The sequence below is a fragment of the uncultured Novosphingobium sp. genome, from assembly GCF_964277725.1.
Lineage (GTDB): Bacteria > Pseudomonadota > Alphaproteobacteria > Sphingomonadales > Sphingomonadaceae > Novosphingobium > Novosphingobium fluoreni.
The window spans coordinates 1-18,872 of the sequence record NZ_CAXYKL010000108.1 but is presented as its reverse complement, the minus strand read 5'-3'; the positions used below and the strand labels follow the sequence as shown (position 1 = coordinate 18,872).

At 65.2% G+C, this 18,872-nt stretch carries 17 protein-coding genes; 10 read left to right on the top strand and 7 right to left on the bottom strand.

Features of this window, described 5'->3' with window-relative positions:
- Positions 1-113: 113 nt before the first annotated feature.
- From ACHWRX_RS06675 to ACHWRX_RS06665, 3 genes are all read right to left on the bottom strand, one after another.
- Entirely contained in the window at positions 114-554 is a 441-nt protein-coding gene (locus tag ACHWRX_RS06675) for a DUF2721 domain-containing protein (RefSeq protein ID WP_058735146.1), read from the bottom strand.
- Between the two features lie 49 nt (positions 555-603).
- Positions 604-1,356: a TonB family protein gene (locus tag ACHWRX_RS06670; RefSeq protein ID WP_394658609.1), complete on the bottom strand. Its 753-nt coding sequence runs from the start codon at positions 1,354-1,356 to the stop codon at positions 604-606.
- Positions 1,357-1,486: 130 nt separating this feature from the next.
- A complete protein-coding gene (locus ACHWRX_RS06665) occupies positions 1,487-2,878 on the bottom strand; it encodes a short-chain fatty acyl-CoA regulator family protein (protein WP_394658608.1) in 1,392 nt (463 codons plus the stop codon).
- 142 nt (positions 2,879-3,020) lie between these two features.
- Between ACHWRX_RS06665 and ACHWRX_RS06660 the strand changes: the two genes are divergently transcribed.
- From ACHWRX_RS06660 to ACHWRX_RS06625, 8 genes are all read left to right on the top strand, one after another.
- Entirely contained in the window at positions 3,021-4,610 is a 1,590-nt protein-coding gene (locus tag ACHWRX_RS06660) for an isocitrate lyase (protein ID WP_394658607.1), read from the top strand.
- A 130-nt stretch (positions 4,611-4,740) separates the two neighbouring features.
- A complete protein-coding gene (locus tag ACHWRX_RS06655) occupies positions 4,741-4,914 on the top strand; it encodes a hypothetical protein (protein ID WP_288415909.1) in 174 nt (57 codons plus the stop codon).
- A gap of 206 nt (positions 4,915-5,120) precedes the next feature.
- On the top strand, positions 5,121-6,239 hold the full coding sequence (locus tag ACHWRX_RS06650) for a type III polyketide synthase (RefSeq protein ID WP_183616489.1): 1,119 nt from the start codon (positions 5,121-5,123) through the stop codon (positions 6,237-6,239).
- Between the two features lie 2 nt (positions 6,240-6,241).
- The gene (locus tag ACHWRX_RS06645) at positions 6,242-6,946 is read left to right on the top strand and encodes a methyltransferase domain-containing protein (RefSeq protein WP_394658606.1); all 705 of its coding nucleotides are present in this window, start codon (positions 6,242-6,244) and stop codon (positions 6,944-6,946) included.
- Positions 6,940-8,043 (top strand): NAD(P)/FAD-dependent oxidoreductase, encoded by a 1,104-nt coding sequence (locus ACHWRX_RS06640; RefSeq protein WP_394658605.1) that lies wholly within the window; start codon positions 6,940-6,942, stop codon positions 8,041-8,043. The genes ACHWRX_RS06645 and ACHWRX_RS06640 overlap by 7 nt, the downstream gene beginning before the upstream one ends.
- Positions 8,044-8,132: 89 nt before the next feature.
- On the top strand, positions 8,133-10,247 hold the full coding sequence (locus tag ACHWRX_RS06635; protein WP_394658604.1) for a putative bifunctional diguanylate cyclase/phosphodiesterase: 2,115 nt from the start codon (positions 8,133-8,135) through the stop codon (positions 10,245-10,247).
- Positions 10,248-10,374: 127 nt separating this feature from the next.
- On the top strand, positions 10,375-11,334 hold the full coding sequence (locus tag ACHWRX_RS06630) for a 1-phosphofructokinase family hexose kinase (RefSeq protein ID WP_394658603.1): 960 nt from the start codon (positions 10,375-10,377) through the stop codon (positions 11,332-11,334).
- Between the two features lie 33 nt (positions 11,335-11,367).
- Positions 11,368-12,708 carry an MATE family efflux transporter gene (locus tag ACHWRX_RS06625; protein ID WP_394658602.1) on the top strand — a complete coding sequence of 447 codons (1,341 nt, stop codon included), beginning with the start codon at positions 11,368-11,370 and terminating at the stop codon, positions 12,706-12,708.
- Here the strand turns inward: ACHWRX_RS06625 and ACHWRX_RS06620 are convergent.
- Complete coding sequence (locus ACHWRX_RS06620; protein ID WP_394658601.1) at positions 12,683-13,285, bottom strand: DUF938 domain-containing protein; 603 nt, start codon at positions 13,283-13,285, stop codon at positions 12,683-12,685. The two genes, ACHWRX_RS06625 and ACHWRX_RS06620, sit on opposite strands and share 26 nt — an antisense overlap.
- Before the next feature lie 98 nt (positions 13,286-13,383).
- On the opposite strand from ACHWRX_RS06620, the gene modA reads away from it, so the two are divergent.
- Positions 13,384-14,178 (top strand): molybdate ABC transporter substrate-binding protein, encoded by a 795-nt coding sequence (gene modA, locus ACHWRX_RS06615; RefSeq protein WP_394658600.1) that lies wholly within the window; start codon positions 13,384-13,386, stop codon positions 14,176-14,178.
- 4 nt (positions 14,179-14,182) lie between these two features.
- On the opposite strand, the gene ACHWRX_RS06610 is transcribed toward modA, so the two are convergent.
- The 3 genes from ACHWRX_RS06610 to ACHWRX_RS06600 are packed head-to-tail and all read right to left on the bottom strand — an operon-like array spanning position 14,183 to position 18,376.
- A complete protein-coding gene (locus ACHWRX_RS06610; protein WP_394658599.1) occupies positions 14,183-15,733 on the bottom strand; it encodes a DHA2 family efflux MFS transporter permease subunit in 1,551 nt (516 codons plus the stop codon).
- Complete coding sequence (locus tag ACHWRX_RS06605; protein ID WP_394658598.1) at positions 15,733-16,971, bottom strand: HlyD family efflux transporter periplasmic adaptor subunit; 1,239 nt, start codon at positions 16,969-16,971, stop codon at positions 15,733-15,735. Before ACHWRX_RS06605 ends, ACHWRX_RS06610 begins: the two co-directional genes overlap by 1 nt.
- Entirely contained in the window at positions 16,964-18,376 is a 1,413-nt protein-coding gene (locus ACHWRX_RS06600) for an efflux transporter outer membrane subunit (RefSeq protein ID WP_394658597.1), read from the bottom strand. Before ACHWRX_RS06600 ends, ACHWRX_RS06605 begins: the two co-directional genes overlap by 8 nt.
- A 146-nt stretch (positions 18,377-18,522) precedes the next feature.
- On the opposite strand from ACHWRX_RS06600, the gene ACHWRX_RS06595 reads away from it, so the two are divergent.
- Positions 18,523-18,872, top strand: a 350-nt coding sequence (locus ACHWRX_RS06595; protein ID WP_394658596.1) for a TetR/AcrR family transcriptional regulator, incomplete at its 3' end; no start/stop codon positions are given.

Genomic DNA, 18,872 nt, shown 5'->3' with positions numbered 1-18,872 from the left:
AGCCGCGCGAAGGCGAAGAAGCTGTACCTCTCGGGCGAGATCGCGCCGTTCGATCTGGCCGCCTGAGGCTTCATCGGCAGCGGGGGGATCGAGGCGTTCCCCCTTCCGTCCCGCTAGATATTGCGGTGTAATTCCAAGTAGTCGCGCGGGATCCGTAGGGCCAGCGCGGCGACTTGCGTTTCGCGCAGGAACAGCACCAGGCCCCACATCAGCAGCGTCAGCGCGATCACGAAGGTGACGGCTGCCGCGATCTGCAAGTTGGTGTGCGTCATCTCCTCCACGAACAGCAGCGCCACGGTGAAGCCGATGAACAGGCCGGAGAGCACCAGCAGGCGGATCGCGCTGGTGCTTAGTGCCATGCGCCGGTCGATCAGCCGGATTTCGGTGACGACCATGTCATGTTCCAAGCCCGTCGTGGCGGTGTGCCGTTCCTGCAGCACGCGCGCCCTGTCGACCACGCGGCTGAGGCGCGTGGACAGCAGGTTCAGGATGTTCCCGATCGCAACCAGGACGAAAACGGGAGCCAGCGCCAACTGGATGGTATGCGCGATCATCGAAAGTCCGGGCTGAATAGCGGTTGGAAGAACATAAAGCGATCTTGCCTCAATTGCGTTCCGGAGTGAACCAACGCTGTTGCCAGCCGTAGATCGAGGCGACCGGCTCCCCTGCGGCATTGCGAGCCGGACGGAACCGGAACCGGCTCGTCGCCAGGTCGCAGGTGATGCGATCAGCCTCCGGGTCGCGGCTTGGCCTGACGATGCGGCAAGCGGTGGGCCTGCCATCCGCACCCACCGTCAGGGCGATCGTCACCGCGCTGCCAAGACGCAAGTCACGAGTGCGTCGTGGATAATCGCGGGCGGAAACGATATCACCGGCGATCTTCACGGCTTTGGCCGCGCCTCCCCCGCCGCCCGTGCCGGTTCCGCTACCACCGGCGCCCGTGCCCTGCCCGATGCCGACAGCGCCTGTTCCTGCTCCGGCGGCGCTGGCTCCGGCGCGGTTCGCCGCTCCTTCCCCCGCGATGGGGGGTGCGGGCGGCGTGGCGATCACGATCCGGGGCGCGGGCGCCGCGACTTCGCGGGGGCGTGCTTTCTTGGCAGGCGGAGCGGCGGCTCCTTGCGCTTGCGCCACCGCATTGCTCGGACTTGGCCGGGGCGCGGGCGGCGGCGGAGGAGGTGGCGATGAGGTTGCGAGCGTGACGTTTACCGCCTGCAGGACGGGCCGCAGGGCCGCGTCTCCCAATGAAGGCGCAAAGGCCGCGACCAGCGCTACGATCGCCGCCACGTGCAGCCCCAGAACCGCCACCGCGATAGTCAGGCGGGCGCGTTTGCGTGGCTTGAGATCGGGGGCGGGCATGGCCGATTGATATAGGTCAGCCCGCCCGGTTTGACAGGGCGCGCGACTGGGGCTGGCGAACACTGCGTCAGGCATTGGCATGAAAAAGAGCTACGCCTAGGACCAGCCACCCGCCAACCGCGTCAGACGCCTAGCTTTCTGCGAAAGCGAACGGCTGCGCAGGCCGCCGGTACTCGTCCGTCAGGATCTCCCGTCCGATCGGCGGCGCCGAACGCGCCTCGCACTCCGCGCGATGGCACAGGCGGCAGGTGACCCCGATAGGCGTGGGCACGGCGGGTTGCTCGCTCCGAGCATAAACCAGCTTGTCCGCGTCATGCGCCGCACACGCCAGAGCCACTGCGTGCTGCATGCGCGGACGCCCGTGACCGCCACCCGATGCTCCGGCCGTCCGCGCGATGGAGAAGAAGCGCTGCCCGTCCGGCAGTTCCAGCCACTGCGTCAGCACTTCGCCAGGCCGACGAAACGCCTGATGCAGGTTCCACAAGGGGCAGCCACCGCCATGCGCCGCGAAGGAAAAGCCCGCGCCATCCAGACGCTTGGCGACATTGCCCGCCTCGTCTACGCGCAAAAAGAAGAAGGGGACACCCTCCTGCCCCGGCCGTTGCAACGTGGTGAGGCGATGCGCCACCTGCTCGAAACTGGCGCCAAACACCCCCCGGATCGCCCCGATATCGTAGCTGCGCGCCTCGACGATCTTGGCGAAGCGTTCATACGGCATCACGATTGCACCAGCAGCGTAAGCAGCCAGGCCGCGCTTGACCAACGCCTCCGCGGTCTGCGTGGAGAACGGCTGCTGGCGTACAAGCCGCCCCAGCTCCGAACGCATTTCCGTGTAGGCGATGTGTATCGCAATCTGGAACGCGCGGCTGGCCGCATCCAGCGTGTCGGCGATCAGCAATTGCTGATTGTGCCGGTCGAACCGACGCAAGGCGTGGAGCAGGACCTCGGGCGGCAAGAAGCGCACGCGCACCCCCTTTTTCGCCAGGAACTTCGCCGCGCCGCCCTCCGCCTCGATCTCTTGCGCAAGCTGCTCCGCCTGGCGATCCAGCGCATCGAAGTAATTGCGGTTCTTGGCGAAGTAGCCCTGCGCCTCGGCCAGAGGATCGCGGTCTTGCGCATCCCCCTCGCCCGCCGCGCGCTGCGCCAGCGCCTGCTGTTCACGCACGTAAGCCCCATGCAGGCGCAGCAAGGCTTCGGAAATGCCGGGGAAGCTGGTGGCCAAGTCGGCCGTTTCCAGCGGCGGCAGGTCGATGTCCGAGAAGATGGGATCGCGCAACACTTCGGCGATACGGCGGGTGTATGTCTCACCATCCTCGTTGGCGAGGTCTGTCACATCCATGCGATAGGTGCGGGCGAGGCGCAGCAGCATGTCCGCCGTGACCGGGCGCTGATTGCGTTCCAGCAGTGCCACATAGGAAGGAGAGATGCCCAGGTCTTCGGCCATGACTTGCTGAGTCAGGCCAAGCTCCCGGCGCAATCGCCGCAGACGAGGACCGAGGTAAAGAGGACGGGTTTCTGCCATGACCGCAATACTTGTCATAGCCGCACAACTTTACAAAGAACTTTTGTAAAGTTTGACACGCTGACACCACTGGCGGTTTCCCGCTGTCGAGCCGTTGCATAGAAGACGGGCCACGCTCTTAAAGAAGATCGGGGAAAGACACGTGACGTATCAGCAGACCATCGCCGAGGCCGGCACCGCCATTGGCAACGAACCCAACTGGAACGGGATCGAAGCCGAGTCCGTCGCACGCATGCGCCTGCAGAACAAGTTCCGCACCGGCCTCGATATCGCGAAGTACACCGCCAAGGTGATGCGCGCCGACATGGCCGCATACGACGCCGATCCTGCGAACTACACGCAGTCGCTGGGCTGCTGGCACGGCTTCATCGGTCAGCAAAAGCTGATCAGCATCAAGAAGCACTTCGGCACCACAAAGGGCCGCTACCTCTACCTGTCGGGCTGGATGGTCGCCGCGCTGCGTTCGGAGTTCGGCCCCCTGCCCGACCAGTCGATGCACGAGAAGACTTCGGTTCCGGCCCTGGTTTCGGAACTGTACACCTTCTTGAAGCAGGCCGACGCCCGCGAACTGGGCGGCCTGTTCCGCGATCTCGACAAGGCGCGTGCAGCCGGCGACGAAGTCGAAGCCAAGCGCATCGAGCACGCTATCGACAACTACGAAACCCACGTCGTGCCGATCATCGCCGACATCGACGCCGGTTTCGGCAACGCCGAGGCGACCTACCTGCTCGCCAAGAAGTTCATCGAAGCCGGCGCCTGCTGCCTGCAGATCGAGAACCAGGTTTCCGACGAGAAGCAGTGCGGCCACCAGGACGGCAAGGTCACCGTCCCGCACGAGGACTTCATCGCGAAGATCCGCGCCATCCGCTATGCTTTTATGGAAATGGGCGTGGATGACGGCCTGATCGTTGCCCGCACCGACTCGCTGGGCGCTGGCCTCACCAAGCAGATCGCCTACACCCGCGAGCCGGGCGATATCGGCGATCAGTACAACTCGTTCCTCGATTGCGACGAAGTCAGCACGATCGAGCATGGCGAGGTCCTGATCAGCCGCGGCGGCAAGCTGCTGAAGCCCAAGCGCCTGCCGTCCAACCTCTACCAGTTCCGCCCCGGAACTGGCGAGGACCGCTGCGTGCTGGACTGCATCGAGGCTCTGGAAAAGGGCGCGGACCTGCTGTGGATCGAGACCGAGAAGCCCCACATCGCGCAGATCGGCGGCATGGTCAGCCGCATCCGCGAGGTGATCCCGAACGCCAAGCTGGTCTACAACAACTCGCCCAGCTTCAACTGGACGCTGAACTTCCGCCAGCAGGTGTTCGACCGCTGGCAGTCGGAAGGCAAGGACGTCTCGGCTTACGACCGTACGCGCCTGATGAGCGTGGACTATGACGGCACCGAGCTGGGCATCGAGGCTGACGAGCGCATCCGTACCTTCCAGCGCGATGCGGCGCGCGAGGCGGGGATCTTCCACCACCTCATCACGCTGCCGACCTACCACACCGCCGCGCTGTCGACCGACAACCTGGCCAAGGAGTACTTCGGCGAGGCGGGCATGCTCGGCTACGTCAAGGGCGTCCAGCGCGAAGAAATCCGCCAGGGCATCGCTTGCGTCCGTCACCAGAACATGGCCGGCTCGGACATCGGCGATGATCACAAGGAATACTTCGCCGGTGAAGCCGCTCTCAAGGCCGGCGGCGCGCACAATACTATGAACCAGTTTGCTGCCGCCTAAGGCAACAGCGGGGAACCAGTTCGCTGCCGTCTGAGGTGAGCGGACGACCGAAAGAAACCCCTCGTCATCCCGATCAAGCGCCGGGATGGCGAGGTCACGAACCAGCGCGATGCAGGAAAGGAAACGTGCGATGACCACTACCATCACGACCGAACCGAGCCGCGCCCGCGCGGTACTTTCGAACGAAGATTTCAAGCTGCTGCAGGAAGCCGTGATGTTTTACATAAAGGCGCATGAGGACGATCCGATCTCGTCCAAGTATTCCAATCTCTACCATCGCTTGGGCAGCGCCGTTCGCCGCTGATCGCAGGCGCGGGTTCGGTCCTTAGGCCGACCCGCTCACCGTTTTCCTGGGGAGGAAAACCATGGCCCGTCGCGCTTCCCCGCGCGGCGGGCCATATTCTTTTGTCGCCGCCCACAAAGACGCGCAGCATTCCGCGCGCGGCGTCGTTATCATCTCATTGCGGTCGGCGCTCCTCGCCCCTCCGCAGGGAAGCGACAAATATGATAATGACCGGACATCCGGCACGGCACGCCCCCGCCACGGCGCACATCAACGCGATCGGCACCGCACTCCCCCCGCATGAGATTCACGCCGCCTACCATGGCCTTGTCGATCACATGCTGCCTGACCCGCGCAAGCGGGCGATCTATGATCGCATGGCAAAGCGCTCCGCGATCGACCGGCGCTATTCCTTTATCCGCAGCGGTGATGCGGTGGACGATGGCTACGAACATGCCGACAGTTTCTACGCCCCGGGCGCCTATCCCGGCACGTCATCGCGGATGCGGCAGTATGAGAAGTGGGCGCCCGAACTGGCACTGGATGCGATCGGCCAGCTGGATGGCGACATCACGGACCAAGGGATCACCCACGTCATCGTGGCCAGTTGCACAGGCTTCGTCGCTCCGGGACTGGACCAGATTCTGATCAAGCGCACCGGCATCGATCCTTCGGCAGAGCGCACGTTGGTGGGTTTCATGGGCTGCTATGCCGCCGTGAATTCGCTGCGGCTGGCCCACCACATCGTGCGCTCCACGCCCGAGGCGCGGGTGCTGGTGGTGAATGTGGAGCTGTGCACGCTGCATTTGCAGGAGACGCAGGATCTCGACAAATTGCTGGCGATGCTGCTGTTCAGCGATGGTGCTTCGGCCGCGTTGGTGACTGCCGAACCCAAGGGCATCGCCCTGCTCGATTTTCGCGCCGCGTCGATCCCCGGATCGGCGGACCTGATCACCTGGCACATCACCGACCAGGGCTTTCTGATGCATCTGGATGGCCACGTGCCCGCCCGCATCGCAGAAGCCCTGGGGATGGAGCGCAGCCGCAATGCGCCGGACGGCATCCTGCGCGGACAGGCGGTGGCAGACTATGACTTGTGGGCCGTCCACGCCGGCGGGCGCTCGATCCTGGATGCGGTGGAGCGGGGGCTTGAGTTGCCGGCCCAAGCGCTCGCCCCGTCACGCGCGGTGCTGCGCGAGAACGGCAACATGTCTTCGGCCACGCTGATGTTCGTGCTGGCGCGGATGATGGCCGGGAAGACGCCGGGCACTCCGCCACAGTCCGGGATTGGCATGGCTTTCGGCCCCGGCCTCGCCGCCGAGAGCTTTCGCTTCAACCTGCTTTGACGATGCCGGATTTCTCCCGCCGCTCGCTCGCGCCCGAGCTGATGGACGGTGATAACGTTTCGACGCAGGACTTTGCCGCGTGCATGGCCGACCTGGCGCGCGTCAATACCGTAACTCTGGCGCGCCAACCGACGCTGAGGTTTCTAGCTGAAGCACTCGCGAACTTGCCGGGCGATCCGACCATCCTCGACGTGGGGTTCGGCGCCGGTGACATGCTGCGGCGGATCGCCCGGATGCTGAAACGCAAAGGTCGCTCGGCACGATTGGTCGGTATCGACCTCAACCCCCGTAGCGAGCCCGCCGCCAGTATGATGACGCCTGATGACATGCGGATCGAATGGGTCACCGGCGATGCCTATGCGTGGAGCGAACGGGAGCGGCCTGACCTCATCATCAGTTCGCTCGTCACGCACCACATGGCCGATCCGGAGATCGTGCGGTTCGTGCGGTGGATGGAAGATACCGCGCGTAGCGGCTGGTTCATCAATGATCTGCACCGCCACGCCCTGCCCTGGCACGCCTTCACCGTCATGGCGCGTATTGCGGGCTGGCATCGCTTCGTGCGGCACGATGGCCCTCTCTCCATCGCCCGCAGCTTTCGTCGCGCGGATTGGCAAACCTTGCTGACGGAGGCCGGCGTGGCCGATGTCGCTAAGATCCGCTGGCGCTTCCCCTTCCGCTTTTGTGTCGAGCGGCGACAGTGGTAGGCTCAGCGATCGTCATCGGCGGCGGTCTCGCCGGAGGAGCGGTGGCGACCCGGCTGGCGCGTGCCGGTCATGGCGTCACCGTGCTGGAACGGGAGACCGGCCCTCACGAAAAGGTCTGCGGCGAGTTCCTGTCGGTGGAAGCGTGCGAGGATCTGGCCAGCCTGGGCCTGCCGCCCGAGCGGCTGGGCGGCGTGCCGATCGACCGTGTACGCGTGCATCGCGGCCGCCACACTGTCGAAGCGCGCCTGCCCTTTCTGGCGTATGGGCTTAGCCGTCGGGTGCTGGACGAAGCCTTGCTGGAAACGGCCGCCGATGCCGGAGCTGAAGTGATGCGCGGGGTGCGTGTCACCGGCATCCAGGGCTACACCGTTCTGGCCTCTGACCAGAACCGCGAGAGCAATGCGATCCTGCTGGCCACCGGCAAGCACGACATGCGCGCGATGCCCCGCGCCGCACCGTCCACGAAGGATGGTTACGTCGGCTTCAAGATGCATTGGCGTCTCCCCGCGCCAGCCTTGATCGAACTCGATCGCTCGATCGATCTCATGCTGCTCGGCACCGGTTACGCGGGGCTTCAGCGCGTCGGCACGCGCGATGCGAACTTGTGCCTCGTGGTCCAGCGCAGCCAGCTGACGCGCGTGGGCGGCACGTGGGAAGCGCTGCTGGCAGACCTCATGCCGCAACCCGCCTTTGCCCGCCTGCTCGGCTCCGCGCAGCCGCTGTTCGCAAAGCCGCTCGCCATCGCCAATCTGCCTTACGGCTACGTCCTGTCCGGCGAGCAGGATGGGCCGGAAGAGGTATGGCGCCTGGGCGACCAGGCCGCGATGACTGCATCACTCAGCGGCGATGGCATGTCGGTCGCGCTGCGCAGCGCCCGCCTCGCGGCGCAGAGCCTGATACAGGGCAAGACCGCCACGCAGTTTCATCGGCAACTGGCGCGCCATGTCGGCCCGCAAGTACGAATGGCGATGCGAATGCAGCGTCTCTCGGAACGGCCGATCGCGCTGGCGGCGGGGGTACTGGCGGCGCGGCTGTGGCCAGGCCTGCTCACCCAAGGCGCGAAAGCCACGCGTCTCCCGTCGCTGGGCCGTGCCTAAGGTCGAACTAAACCGCTGGTCCACTTTGTCTTTACGGACACATTAACCTTTATCGACCAAGCTGTTCGGGCGGAAACAGTGGGGCGTCGATGAAACTGGACTTCGGCCAAGATTCCATGGCGGGCGCCGTGGCTGTCGAGAGCCTGCAATCGCTGGAGGAGGCGATGGGCGCGGCGCATCGTGCCGAGCGCTGGCTGCGCGAGGCGATCGATCTGCTGCCCGAGGGCGTGGTGTTCCTGGATGCCGAGGGGCGGTACATCCTGTGGAACCAGCAGTACGCCCAGATCTACGCCGTCTCCGCCGATCTCCTGGCCCCAGGCGTGCGTTTCGCCGATACGCTGCGCGAGGGCGTGGAGCGGGGCGACTATCCCGAGGCGATCGGACGCGAGGAGGAATGGCTGGCAGAGCGGATGGCGCGCCTGGCCGCTCCATCCTCCCGCCACGAACAGCGGCTTGCCAATGGCCGGCGCATCCTGATCGAAGAGCGCCGCACTTCCGATGGTGGCAACATCGGCCTGCGGATCGACATCACCGACATGCGCCAGAGCGAGGAGGCCTTCCGCCTGCTGTTCGAACGCAACCCCATCGCGATGATGGTCTACGATATCGAAAGCGGTTGCATTCGATCTGCCAATCCTGCCGCGGTCGATTACTTCGGCTATCCGGCCGCTGATCTGGAAGGCCTTTGCGCTAGCGCCCTTTTCCCCGAGAAGACCTGGGCGCGCGCCGAGCAACTACTGGCCCAGGATTCCAGCGACGACCGCCAGGTCTGGCAAGTGCGGCACCGCGACGGCACCATCAGCGAAGCGATGATCTATACCCGGCTCTCCCAGCTGGAAGGCTATTCCGCCACGATCGTCTCGATCTTCGACATTACCGAGCGGCGGCGCATCGAGCAGCGCATGAAGCACATGGCGCGCCATGATGAACTAACGGGCCTCGCCAATCGCGCCCATTGCCGTGCGCATTTGCGCCAAGTGCTGCAAAATGCCCCATCCACGGATAGCGTGACGATGGCGTTGGTCGACCTCGACCACTTCAAGGCGGTGAACGATACTTACGGCCATCACCTGGGCGACGTGTTGCTGACCGAGGCAGCACGCCGGATGCGCTCGCTGGTGCCAACCGACGCGCTGCTGTGCCGGGTCGGCGGAGACGAGTTCGCCATCATCTTCAGCAAGTCCAGCCGCGCGCAGGTCGAGATCGTTTCCCGCTCGATCATCACCACGTTGTCCCAGCCCTTCCATGTCGATGGCAATGTGCTGCACATCGGCGCCACGATCGGCTTCGCATCGTCTCCGCATCACAGCTCGGACCCGGAAACCTTGCTGCGCTATGCCGATCTGGCGCTCTATGCCGCGAAGGGGGAGAGCCGCGGCACCTGTCGCTGCTTCGAAAGCGATCTGGACGCGGCTGCGCAGGAAAAGACCCGGCTGGAAATCGACTTTCGAGAGGCTTTGCGAAAGAACCAGCTTGAAGTTCACTACCAGCCATTGGTCGCGCTGGCGACGGGCGAGGTTCAGGGTTTCGAGGCATTGCTGCGCTGGCGCCATCCGGTGCGCGGGCCCGTCTCGCCCGACGTGTTCATCCCGCTGGCCGAGGAAATGGGCCTGATCGATACCGTCGGCCGCTTCGTCCTCAACGCCGCCTGCGCCGAAGCGCGGAAATGGCCGGACCACATCCAGCTTTCCGTCAACGTCTCTCCGCTGCAGTTCCGGAACGGCAACCTTACCAGCACCGTTATCGCGGCGTTGACGGCATCGGGTCTCGCGCCAGGGCGGCTGGAACTGGAGATCACCGAGGCCGTGCTGATGGAAAAAGGCCCCCGTCCGTCCGCCATCATCCGCAACTTGCGCGCGTTTGGCATCGGCATCTCGCTGGATGACTTCGGTACCGGATACTCGTCCCTTGGATACCTGCTCAACTTTCCGTTCACCAAGATCAAGCTGGACAAGTCCTTCATCCTCAATCTGGAGGGAGAGACCAATTCACGCGCGGTGATCCGGGCGGTGATCGGTCTGGGCAAAAGCCTGGGCCTGACCGTCACGGCGGAGGGGATCGAGCGCGAGACCGTGCGCGATTACTTGCGCGATGAAGGCTGCATGCAGGGCCAGGGTTATCTGTTCGGTCGCCCGCAACCGGGGCCGGAGGCCCTGCGCTATCTGGAAAAGATGGGGCATTCGGCGGTGCCCAGCCTCGGCTGACGACGTGTCGGGACGATACGCGGCGAATAATGCATCCTCCCGCCGTCGCGCTCGTTAGGAGTCAGGTCGCCCGGCTGCCCAGTCCCGCCTGAAGACCAGTCACGCCTGAAGAGGACGCGCCTCGCCCATGCCCCGCATCGCCACGCTGACCATGAACCCGACGATCGACGTCTCGTATGACATTGATCGCATGCAGCACACCCACAAGATGCGCACGCGCAACGAGCAATATGCCCCCGGCGGCGGCGGCATCAATGTGGCGCGGGTGTTCCAGCGGCTGGGCGGCGAAGCGCTAAATTTCTACCTCTCCGGCGGCGCGACCGGCCCGACGCTGGACGGGCTGCTGGCCGATCATGATCTGGGCTGCTGCCGCATCCCCATCGCAGGCGATACCCGAATCGCCTCTGCCGTGCATGAACTGGGCACCGGCAAGGAATATCGCTTCACGCCGTCCGGGCCGATCGTGGCCGAGGCGGAATGGCAAGCCTGCCTGGACGCCATCTCCGAAGCCCTGCCGCTCGACGCGCTGGTCCTGTCCGGGTCGCTACCGCAGGGCGTGCCGGTGGATTTCTACGCGCAAGTGGCTGCGATCGCCCGCCAGCGTCATACGCACGTGGTCATCGACACCTCCGGCGAGCCGCTGCAAGCCGCGCTGGCGGCAGGCGGCATCTTCCTCGCCAAGCCCAGCCAAGGCGAATTGGCCGCCTTGGTCGGACGGCCATTGGAGACGATCGACGATATCGGGCGCGAGGCTCTGGCCATCGTTCGCGCGGGCAAGGCGCAATTCATGGCCGTGACGCTGGGCCATCTGGGAGCCGTTCTGGCGCAGGAAAGCGGTGTGACCTTTCTTCCCGCACCCAAGATCGAGGCCAAAAGCGCGGTAGGTGCAGGAGACAGCTTCGTGGCGGCGATGATCTTCGCACTGACCACCGGGCAGAGCGTCCACGAGGCATTTTGCCTGGCCATGGCGGCGGGATCTGCAGCGGTGCTCTCCCCCGGCACCGGGCTGGCCCACCCGGAGGATATTGCCCGCTTGCAAGCGCAGATTTGCGGTGGCGAAAGCGGGGAAACCACCGTCATCGGTTGACGAACCCTGGGCGGCGCTGCAGTCGCCTGCGTCGTGAGCGATCTTCGAACATCCCCGATGCGGCTGGTCTGGGCCATCGCCCTGCCCGCGATGCTCACCAATATCGCCACCGCCCTGTTCGGCCTGGCTGACATGTGGACGATCGGCCGTCTCGGCGATGCCTCCGCGCAAGGCTCTGTGGAACTGGGCGCAAAGCTGATGTTCGGCCTGCTGAACGCCTTCAACTTCCTGCGCAGCGGCACTATCGCCCTGATCGCGCAGGCCAGCGGGCGCGGCGATGCGCAATTACAGGCCGGAACGCTCGCGCGGGCGCTGGGCGTCTCGCTGGCGATCGGGCTGCTGCTGCTGGCGGCGATGCCGTTAATCGTGCCCATCGGCCTCGATCTGCTGGAGGCCAAGGGAGCGCTACGCCAGGGCGCCGCCGACTATGTGGCGATCCGATATTGGTCAGGCCCGATCTGGCTGGCCAATTGCGTGCTGGTCGGCTGGATGATCGGGCGGCGGCGCGTACGCGCCGTGCTGATGGTGGAGGTCAGCGCCAACATCGCCCACATCGCGCTGGACCTGGCGCTGGTGCTCGCTTTCGGGCTCGGCATCAGCGGGGTGGCCGCTGCCACTTTCCTGTCCGAAACACTGAAATGCGCGCTGCTGGCAGCGCTGGTGTTTCGCCAGCCAGAAGCCCGGCAGGCGATCAACGCTGCGCGCCACCGCCTGACATGGAGCGGTGCGGCGCTGCGGCCGCTGTTCGCCATCAACCGTGACTTGTTCCTGCGCACCGCGCTGCTGACGGTGGCGCTGCTCTTGCTGGCACGCGGCGGAGCGCAACAGGGGCCGGTCATCCTCGCGGCCAATGGCATCCTGTTCCAGTTGTTCATGCTGGGCACGCTGATTCTCGACGGGTTTGAAAGCGCCGCGCAAGTCCTTTGCGCCGAATCCGTTGGGGCTCAGGATCGCGCCCGGTTTCGGGCCGTGCTGCGCGCCGCGATGATCGCCGGGGGCGCCGCCGCAGTGGCGCTGTCCCTGATCGGGTTGACCGCAGGCGCGCCGCTGACCGGACTATTCAGCACCGATCCCGCAGTCATCGACGCTGCCGCGCGGGACAGTCTGTGGTTGGCCGTGCTTCCGCTCGCCGGCTTTGCCTCGTTCGTGTTTGATGGCGTGTTCGTGGGGGCCGGGTGGACGCGGGCGATGCTGGGCACGATGATCGCCGCAATGATCCTGTACGTGGCGCTGCTGGCGTTGGCCCACCCGCTGGGCAACGCCGGTCTGTGGCTGGCTTTCAGCGTGTTCTATCTGGCGCGGGGCCTGTTCCAGTTTCTGGTCCTGCCCCGGCTGACGAACCGCAGCTTCAATCCCGCCGCAACACGACCGTGAGATTGTTGGCGGGCATCGCCGTTACCTCCTCGCACCGCAAGCCGTGCGCCCGGGCCAGCGCCAGCACCGTTTCCAGATCACGCAATCCCCAGCGAGGATCGCGCGCCTTCAAACTGGCATCGAACGCGGCATTGCTGGGCGCAAGCGGCACTCCGGCCTGGTGATAAGGACCATACAGCACCATCGGCGCGCCTGATGGCAGCAGCCGCTCCGCGCCACGCATCAGCCCCTGTGTCGCTTCCCATGGGCTGATATGGATCATGTTGATGCACACGATCGCCGCCGCATGATCGACCGGCCAGACATCTTCTTCAGCATCGAGGCGCACCGGCGGCAGCAGGTTCGGCCAGCAGCCCGTATCACGCCACGCGGTGATAGACGTGAGCGCGTCGTCGGAGGGGTCGGTCGGTTGCCAGTCCAGTCCCGGCAGTTGGGCTGCGAAGTAGGCCACCTGCTCGCCCGTGCCGCTGGCGATTTCCAGCACTTCGCCCCGATCCGGCAGGACATCGCGCAGGATGGCGAGGATAGGATCGCGATTGCGCGCGACGGCGGGGGACGAGAGGCGGAAGTCTGACATGGCACCGCGATAGCCGGGTCGCGCTCACCCGCAAACGCTCTTCCCTCACAGACCACATACTATATACCGCAAGATATCGATTTTGGAGATCCCCTCGCTTGCGCCGCACTCTTATCCTTATCGTCGCCGTCATCGCTTTGTTCGGGGCCGGCCTATGGCTGCTGCGACAGACGCCTGCGTCCGATACCGACACGAAGGCACCCGTCGTCCTGGCCGCCGCCAGCTTGCAAGAGGCGATGGAGGCGACCGCCGATGCCTGGGCCGCGAAAGGGCATCCGCGGCCGGTCCTCTCCTTCGCCGCCAGTTCGGCGCTTGCCCGGCAGGTGGAGACCGACGCACCGGCGGACCTGTTCATCTCCGCCGATGAAGAATGGATGGATCAGCTGGCGGCGCGCAACAAGATCGATAAGGCCACCCGCGCCACGTTGCTGGGCAACCGCCTGGTCCTGATCGCGCCGGCATCGAGCAAGCTGGCGCTGCAGATCACGCCGGGCTTTCCGCTGGCCCGCGCGCTGGGCGGCGGACGGCTGGCGCTGGCCGATCCGTCCGGCGTTCCGGCGGGCCGCTATGCCAAGCAGGCGCTGGAAACAATGGGCGTCTGGCAGGACGTCTCCAACCGCATCGCTGCGGGGGACAACGTGCGCGCCGCGTTGTCACTCGTCGCGCATGGAGAAGCGCCGCTCGGCATCGTCTACGCAACGGACGCCAGGGTGGAATCCAAAGTCCGCGTGGTGGCGACCTTCCCGGAAAGCAGCCACGCGGCGATCCTCTATCCGATTGCGCAGCTTTCCGCTTCGCGCAGCAAGGACGCAGCGGGACTGCGCGCGTTCCTGCTCTCGCCAGAGGGCCGCGCGGTGTTCACGCGCTTTGGATTTACCGTGCCGCGGACCTGACGCCTCAATGTCCGGCGGCCGGCTTTATGTTCCTGGGTGGACGCGGAGCCAGCCAGATGGCCGACGCGGCGAATACGAACAGCACGAAGGCCACCATGAACAAGTGGGTGGTTCCCACTGCCGTGGCTTGCTGCATCACGGTTTGATCCAGCACGCCGCGCGCTTGCTCGGTCGAAAAGCCCCGGCCCTGCAGCTTGGTTATCAATTCCGGCGCGCCATTCAGCGATCCTGCCATCTGCGCCGCGTCTGACCGCGCCTGGTTGGTCCAGTACGTCGTCACCACCGCCGTGGCGATCGCACCGCCCAACGTCCGCCCGAAGTTGGCGATACCCGCAGCGGACGCGGTTTCACGCGGCAATACCGAACCCAAGCTGATCGTGGTCAGCGGGACCATGAACAACGCCACGCCCGCACCTTGCAGCAATTGCGGGGTCGCAAACGTCCAGAAAGTCGCCCCGGCCGACCAGGTGAACGCGCGCATCAGGGCGATCACCCCGATCCAGCCGATCCCCACGAACACCAGCAACCGGGGATCAAAGCGCTTCATCAAGGCCGGTACGAACGGCGTCACCGCCAGAGCCAGCACGCCGCTGAAAGCCATGACCAGGCCGGCATCTGTGGCGGTGTAGTTTAATGAAGTCTGCAACCACTGCGGGATGACCACGATGGACGAGAAATAGGTGCTGAACGCCAGGACCAACGATAGCGTCGCAGTGGTAAAGCCGGCGTGGCGAAACACCTTGATGTCGACGATCGGATCATCCTCGGTCAATTCCCAGATCACGAAGAACGCGAAGAAGACCGCCGAGACCACGGCGCAGCCGATGATGAAGGGTGAGGCGAACCAATCCTCTTCACGCCCCTTGTCCAGCATGACTTGAAGCGCGCCAACCCAGATGATCAGCAGCCCCAGCCCGACCCCATCGATAGGCCGCTTCTGGCGCGTCGTCTCCACCGCCTGCAACAGCGTGAAGATGGCGAACAGGATCACCACGATGATCGGCACATTGATGAAGAAGATCCAGTGCCACGACCAGTTATCGCTGATCCAGCCACCCATGATCGGACCGATGATCGGCGCGACCACGACGGTCAACGCCCACAAGGCCATCGCCTTGGGGTGCAATTCCTTGGGGAAGATGCGCAGCAGCAGCGTCTGGGTAAGCGGCATGATCGGACCGCCGAACAATCCCTGTCCGATGCGGAACACCACCAGCATCGGCAGCGTCTGCGACAGGCCGCACAGCATCGAGAATATGCCGAACCCGATCAGAGAGGTGACGAAGCAGCGCATTGCGCCAAACCGTTGGGAGAGCCAGCCCGTCAGCGGCACGCAGATCGCTTCTGCCACCGCATAGGACGTGATCACCCACGTGCCGGTCGAGATCGAGACCGCCAAGCCGCCCGCGATATGCGGCACCGCGACGTTGGCGATCGTCATGTCGAGCAGGACGACGAAGTTGCAGGCCGCCAAAGCGATCCCGGCCAGCACCAGCCGCACGCCGTGAAGCTGGCGGGGCGGCTCCGTCGGCGTGAAGAGGCGGTTAAAGAGCATCAGTCGCGGCCGCCCGTCAGGTCGATCTTCGCTTCCATCGACAAGCCGACCCGCAGCGGATGTTCCCGCAGTTCCTTGGGGTCGAGCTGGATGCGCACCGGCAGGCGCTGGACAACCTTGATCCAATTGCCCGTGGCGTTCTGCGCCGGAATCAAGGCGAAAGCGGCGCCGGTCCCGCCGGAGAACCCGACGACCTTGCCGTGATAGACCACGTCATCGCCGTAGAAATCCGAGATGACTTCCGCCGGCTGGCCCGGGCGCACCTTGCCCAGCTGCGTCTCCTTGAAGTTCGCATCGACATAGAGCTGGTCGACCGGAACGACGATCATGGCGACAGTGCTGTTGGTCACGCGCTGTCCCACCTGCACCATGCGCTGGGCGATGACGCCATCGATCGGCGCACGGATCACGGTGCGCTGCAGGGCCAGGCGGGCGTTGTTGAGGCGGGCCATCGCGCGGCGCACTTCCGGCGCCTCGTTCACGCCCACACCGGCCGTGGCGGCACGGCTGGCCACTTCCTGCTGACGCGCGCTGGCGGCATCGGCCCGCGCCTGGTTGACGCTGGCCTGCGCTTCGCCGACCGCCGCCTGAGCCGCAGCCAGGGCATTGCGCGCGCTGGTCAGTTCCTCGCCGGATACGGCACCGCTGCCTTCCAGATTGGCGCGACGGCGAAAGTCGGTCTGCGCCTTGTCAAGATTGGCGCGGGCCGTGGCCAGGCGGGCCTGCGCCTCGGGAATTGCGGCTGATTTCGCGTCAGCCGAAGCACCCGCCGCAGAGCCTTGCGCTCGCGATTCGGTATAAGCCCGCTGCGCTGCCGCCAGCATCGCCTCGGCCTCTGTCACGGCGATCTGCTGATCGGCATCATCCAGCCGCATCAAAAGCTGGCCCCGACGCACCGGCTGCGTGTTGACCACGGCGACTTCGGCGACCTGCCCTTCCGTCAGCGGCGTGATCTGCGCGTTCTCTCCGGCGACATAGGCGTTGTCGGTCGAAACCGAGCGACTGCCGATGAAGGTGGCATACAGGAAATACAGCAGCGCAACCACCAGCACGACGATGATGACGCCGATGATCAGCGGCTTGCGCTTGGATTTATCGACCACACTGGTCGGGCTCTCATCTGCCTGAGCAGGCTGCGTGCCGGCACTGTCGCGCGGGCTGTCAGCCGCGGCGTCATGCGCCCCCTGCCCCTCACGATGGCGGTCGTCCGTGGCGAGATCCTGCGCCATGTCAGTCATTGCTCGAAACCTTTTCGTTCGAATTCTCGGCAAAGCCGCCGCCCAGCGCCCGTTTCAGCGCAATCTCGGTGGCCAGCGTGCGGAAATGTGCGTCGATCGCCGCCTCTCGCGCCTCCAGCGCCACTTGCTGCGCGCTCAAGACGTCGATGTAGTTGGACAAACCGGCGTTGTAGCGCTGCGAGGCCAGGCTGAACGCCGCATCGGCATCACGCCGCGCCTGTCGCGCATCCTGCTCCTGCGTCTTGGCCGCCTCGCGGGAGGCAAGCGCGTCCGCCACTTCGCGCAGCGCGGTGACGACTGTCTCGTTGTAATCCGCCACGGCAAGGTCGAATGCGCCCCGGCTCTGGCGGTATTGGCCGCGCAAGCGCCCGCCATCGAAGATCGGCAAGCTGAAGGCCGCTGCGCCGGTGCCGTAGTCGGAGCCCGACTTGAACAGGTTCGAAAAGCCCAGCGAGGTCAGGCCGATCAGGCCGCGCAAGGAAATGTCCGGCAGGTACGCGGTCTTGGCGATGTCGAGGCGCTTGCCCGCAGCTTCCGCCCGAAGGCGTGCTGCGACGATATCTGGCCGACGACCCGCGAGCGCGATGCCTGCATCGGGGGACAAAGCCGTTTCCTGGATCGTGCCCAGGACGGCGGGTTTGATATCCAGCCCCCGGTCCGGTCCGGCCCCGAGCAGCGCCGCCAGCGCATGCCGGCGGGCGGCGATCTGCTCGCGATTGGCGGACAACGAGACACGCGCGCGAGACGTCTCTGCCGCAGTTTGCCGCACGGGCGTCTGATTTTCCAGGCCCTGTTCGGACCGGCGGCGGATCAGACCGCCCAAGCTCTCACGCGAGGCGACCGCGGTCGACAGCGACGTATCCCGCTCCAGCAGGCGCGCAAGGTCGAAATAGGAGGAGACGATATTGCTAGCCAGCAACAGCCGTGCCTGGTCGGCGTCGGTTCGGACGGCGTATTCCTCAGACGTCGCTGCCGCCAGTTGCTTGCGACGGCGGCCCCACAGATCGAGGTCGAAATCACCCGTCAGGGCCAGCTGTCCTGTCTGCTTCCAGCCCTGCGGCAGGAATTCGCGTGGGAAGCCGTTGTTATAGCTCTGCTTGGTCCAGCCGGCTTGCCCCTCGCCATTGATCTGCGGCAGCCCATCCGCACCTGCGACCTGCGTCGCCCCGGTGGCTTGGCGAACACGCGCCGCCGCCGCCGCTACGGAGGGGGAATTGGCCAGGCCTTCCGCTACCAGCGCATTCAAAGTGGGGTCGCCATAAGCTTCCCACCAGTTTTCCTGAGGCCACGCGGTCGTCATCCCGCCTTGAGTCGAAGCCAGCGAGCGAGCACTTTCCAACTGCGCCGGGGGCCGGATCTGCGGGCGATCGCCCAGGTTGGGCACGCCGCACGCGGCAAGGGCCAAAGTCAGCGCCAGACTGCTTCCGGCCCTGATTCGATTTCCAAAATTTCTGCGCATCACGATCGCGCCCATCCTCCTCCGGCTTGCCGGTGTCAAACAAAAAGTGTACTTCCCCGTACGGTATGAAAATAGCCCTGACGAAGCGCGAGATGAACCGCCTGCATCGCCGTACGGCGATCGTGGAGATTGCCACGCGCTCCTTCCTGGAGCGGGGCTACGCGGCCACCAGCATGACCGCGATCTCTGACGAACTCGGCGGATCGAAGGCCACGCTCTGGTCTCACTTTACATCGAAGGAAGAACTGTTCGCCGCCGTGGTCGATGGATTGGTGGAGCGTTTCGCCGCCAGCATGGGCGATCCGCTCGACAGTCATGAGTTCACCATCGAAGGGCTGCGAGATCATTGCGTCCGGTTGGCCCGAAAACTGCTGACGCCCGATGCGATCAGCTTGTTCAGCCTCATCATCGCCGAAGGACGCCGCTTCCCCGAGATCAGGCA

What these genes read in the sequence shown, in the direction of transcription:
- ACHWRX_RS06665 (WP_394658608.1), bottom strand. Translation starts at nt 2,878, where the DNA reads ATGGCAGAAACCCGTCCTCTTTACCTCGGTCCTCGTCTGCGGCGATTG.
- ACHWRX_RS06635 (WP_394658604.1), top strand. Translation starts at nt 8,133, where the DNA reads ATGAAACTGGACTTCGGCCAAGATTCCATGGCGGGCGCCGTGGCTGTC.
- ACHWRX_RS06670 (WP_394658609.1), bottom strand. Translation starts at nt 1,356, where the DNA reads ATGCCCGCCCCCGATCTCAAGCCACGCAAACGCGCCCGCCTGACTATC.
- ACHWRX_RS06605 (WP_394658598.1), bottom strand. Translation starts at nt 16,971, where the DNA reads ATGACTGACATGGCGCAGGATCTCGCCACGGACGACCGCCATCGTGAG.
- ACHWRX_RS06645 (WP_394658606.1), top strand. Translation starts at nt 6,242, where the DNA reads ATGCCGGATTTCTCCCGCCGCTCGCTCGCGCCCGAGCTGATGGACGGT.
- ACHWRX_RS06650 (WP_183616489.1), top strand. Translation starts at nt 5,121, where the DNA reads ATGACCGGACATCCGGCACGGCACGCCCCCGCCACGGCGCACATCAAC.
- ACHWRX_RS06620 (WP_394658601.1), bottom strand. Translation starts at nt 13,285, where the DNA reads ATGTCAGACTTCCGCCTCTCGTCCCCCGCCGTCGCGCGCAATCGCGAT.
- ACHWRX_RS06610 (WP_394658599.1), bottom strand. Translation starts at nt 15,733, where the DNA reads ATGCTCTTTAACCGCCTCTTCACGCCGACGGAGCCGCCCCGCCAGCTT.
- ACHWRX_RS06655 (WP_288415909.1), top strand. Translation starts at nt 4,741, where the DNA reads ATGACCACTACCATCACGACCGAACCGAGCCGCGCCCGCGCGGTACTT.
- ACHWRX_RS06630 (WP_394658603.1), top strand. Translation starts at nt 10,375, where the DNA reads ATGCCCCGCATCGCCACGCTGACCATGAACCCGACGATCGACGTCTCG.
- ACHWRX_RS06675 (WP_058735146.1), bottom strand. Translation starts at nt 554, where the DNA reads ATGATCGCGCATACCATCCAGTTGGCGCTGGCTCCCGTTTTCGTCCTG.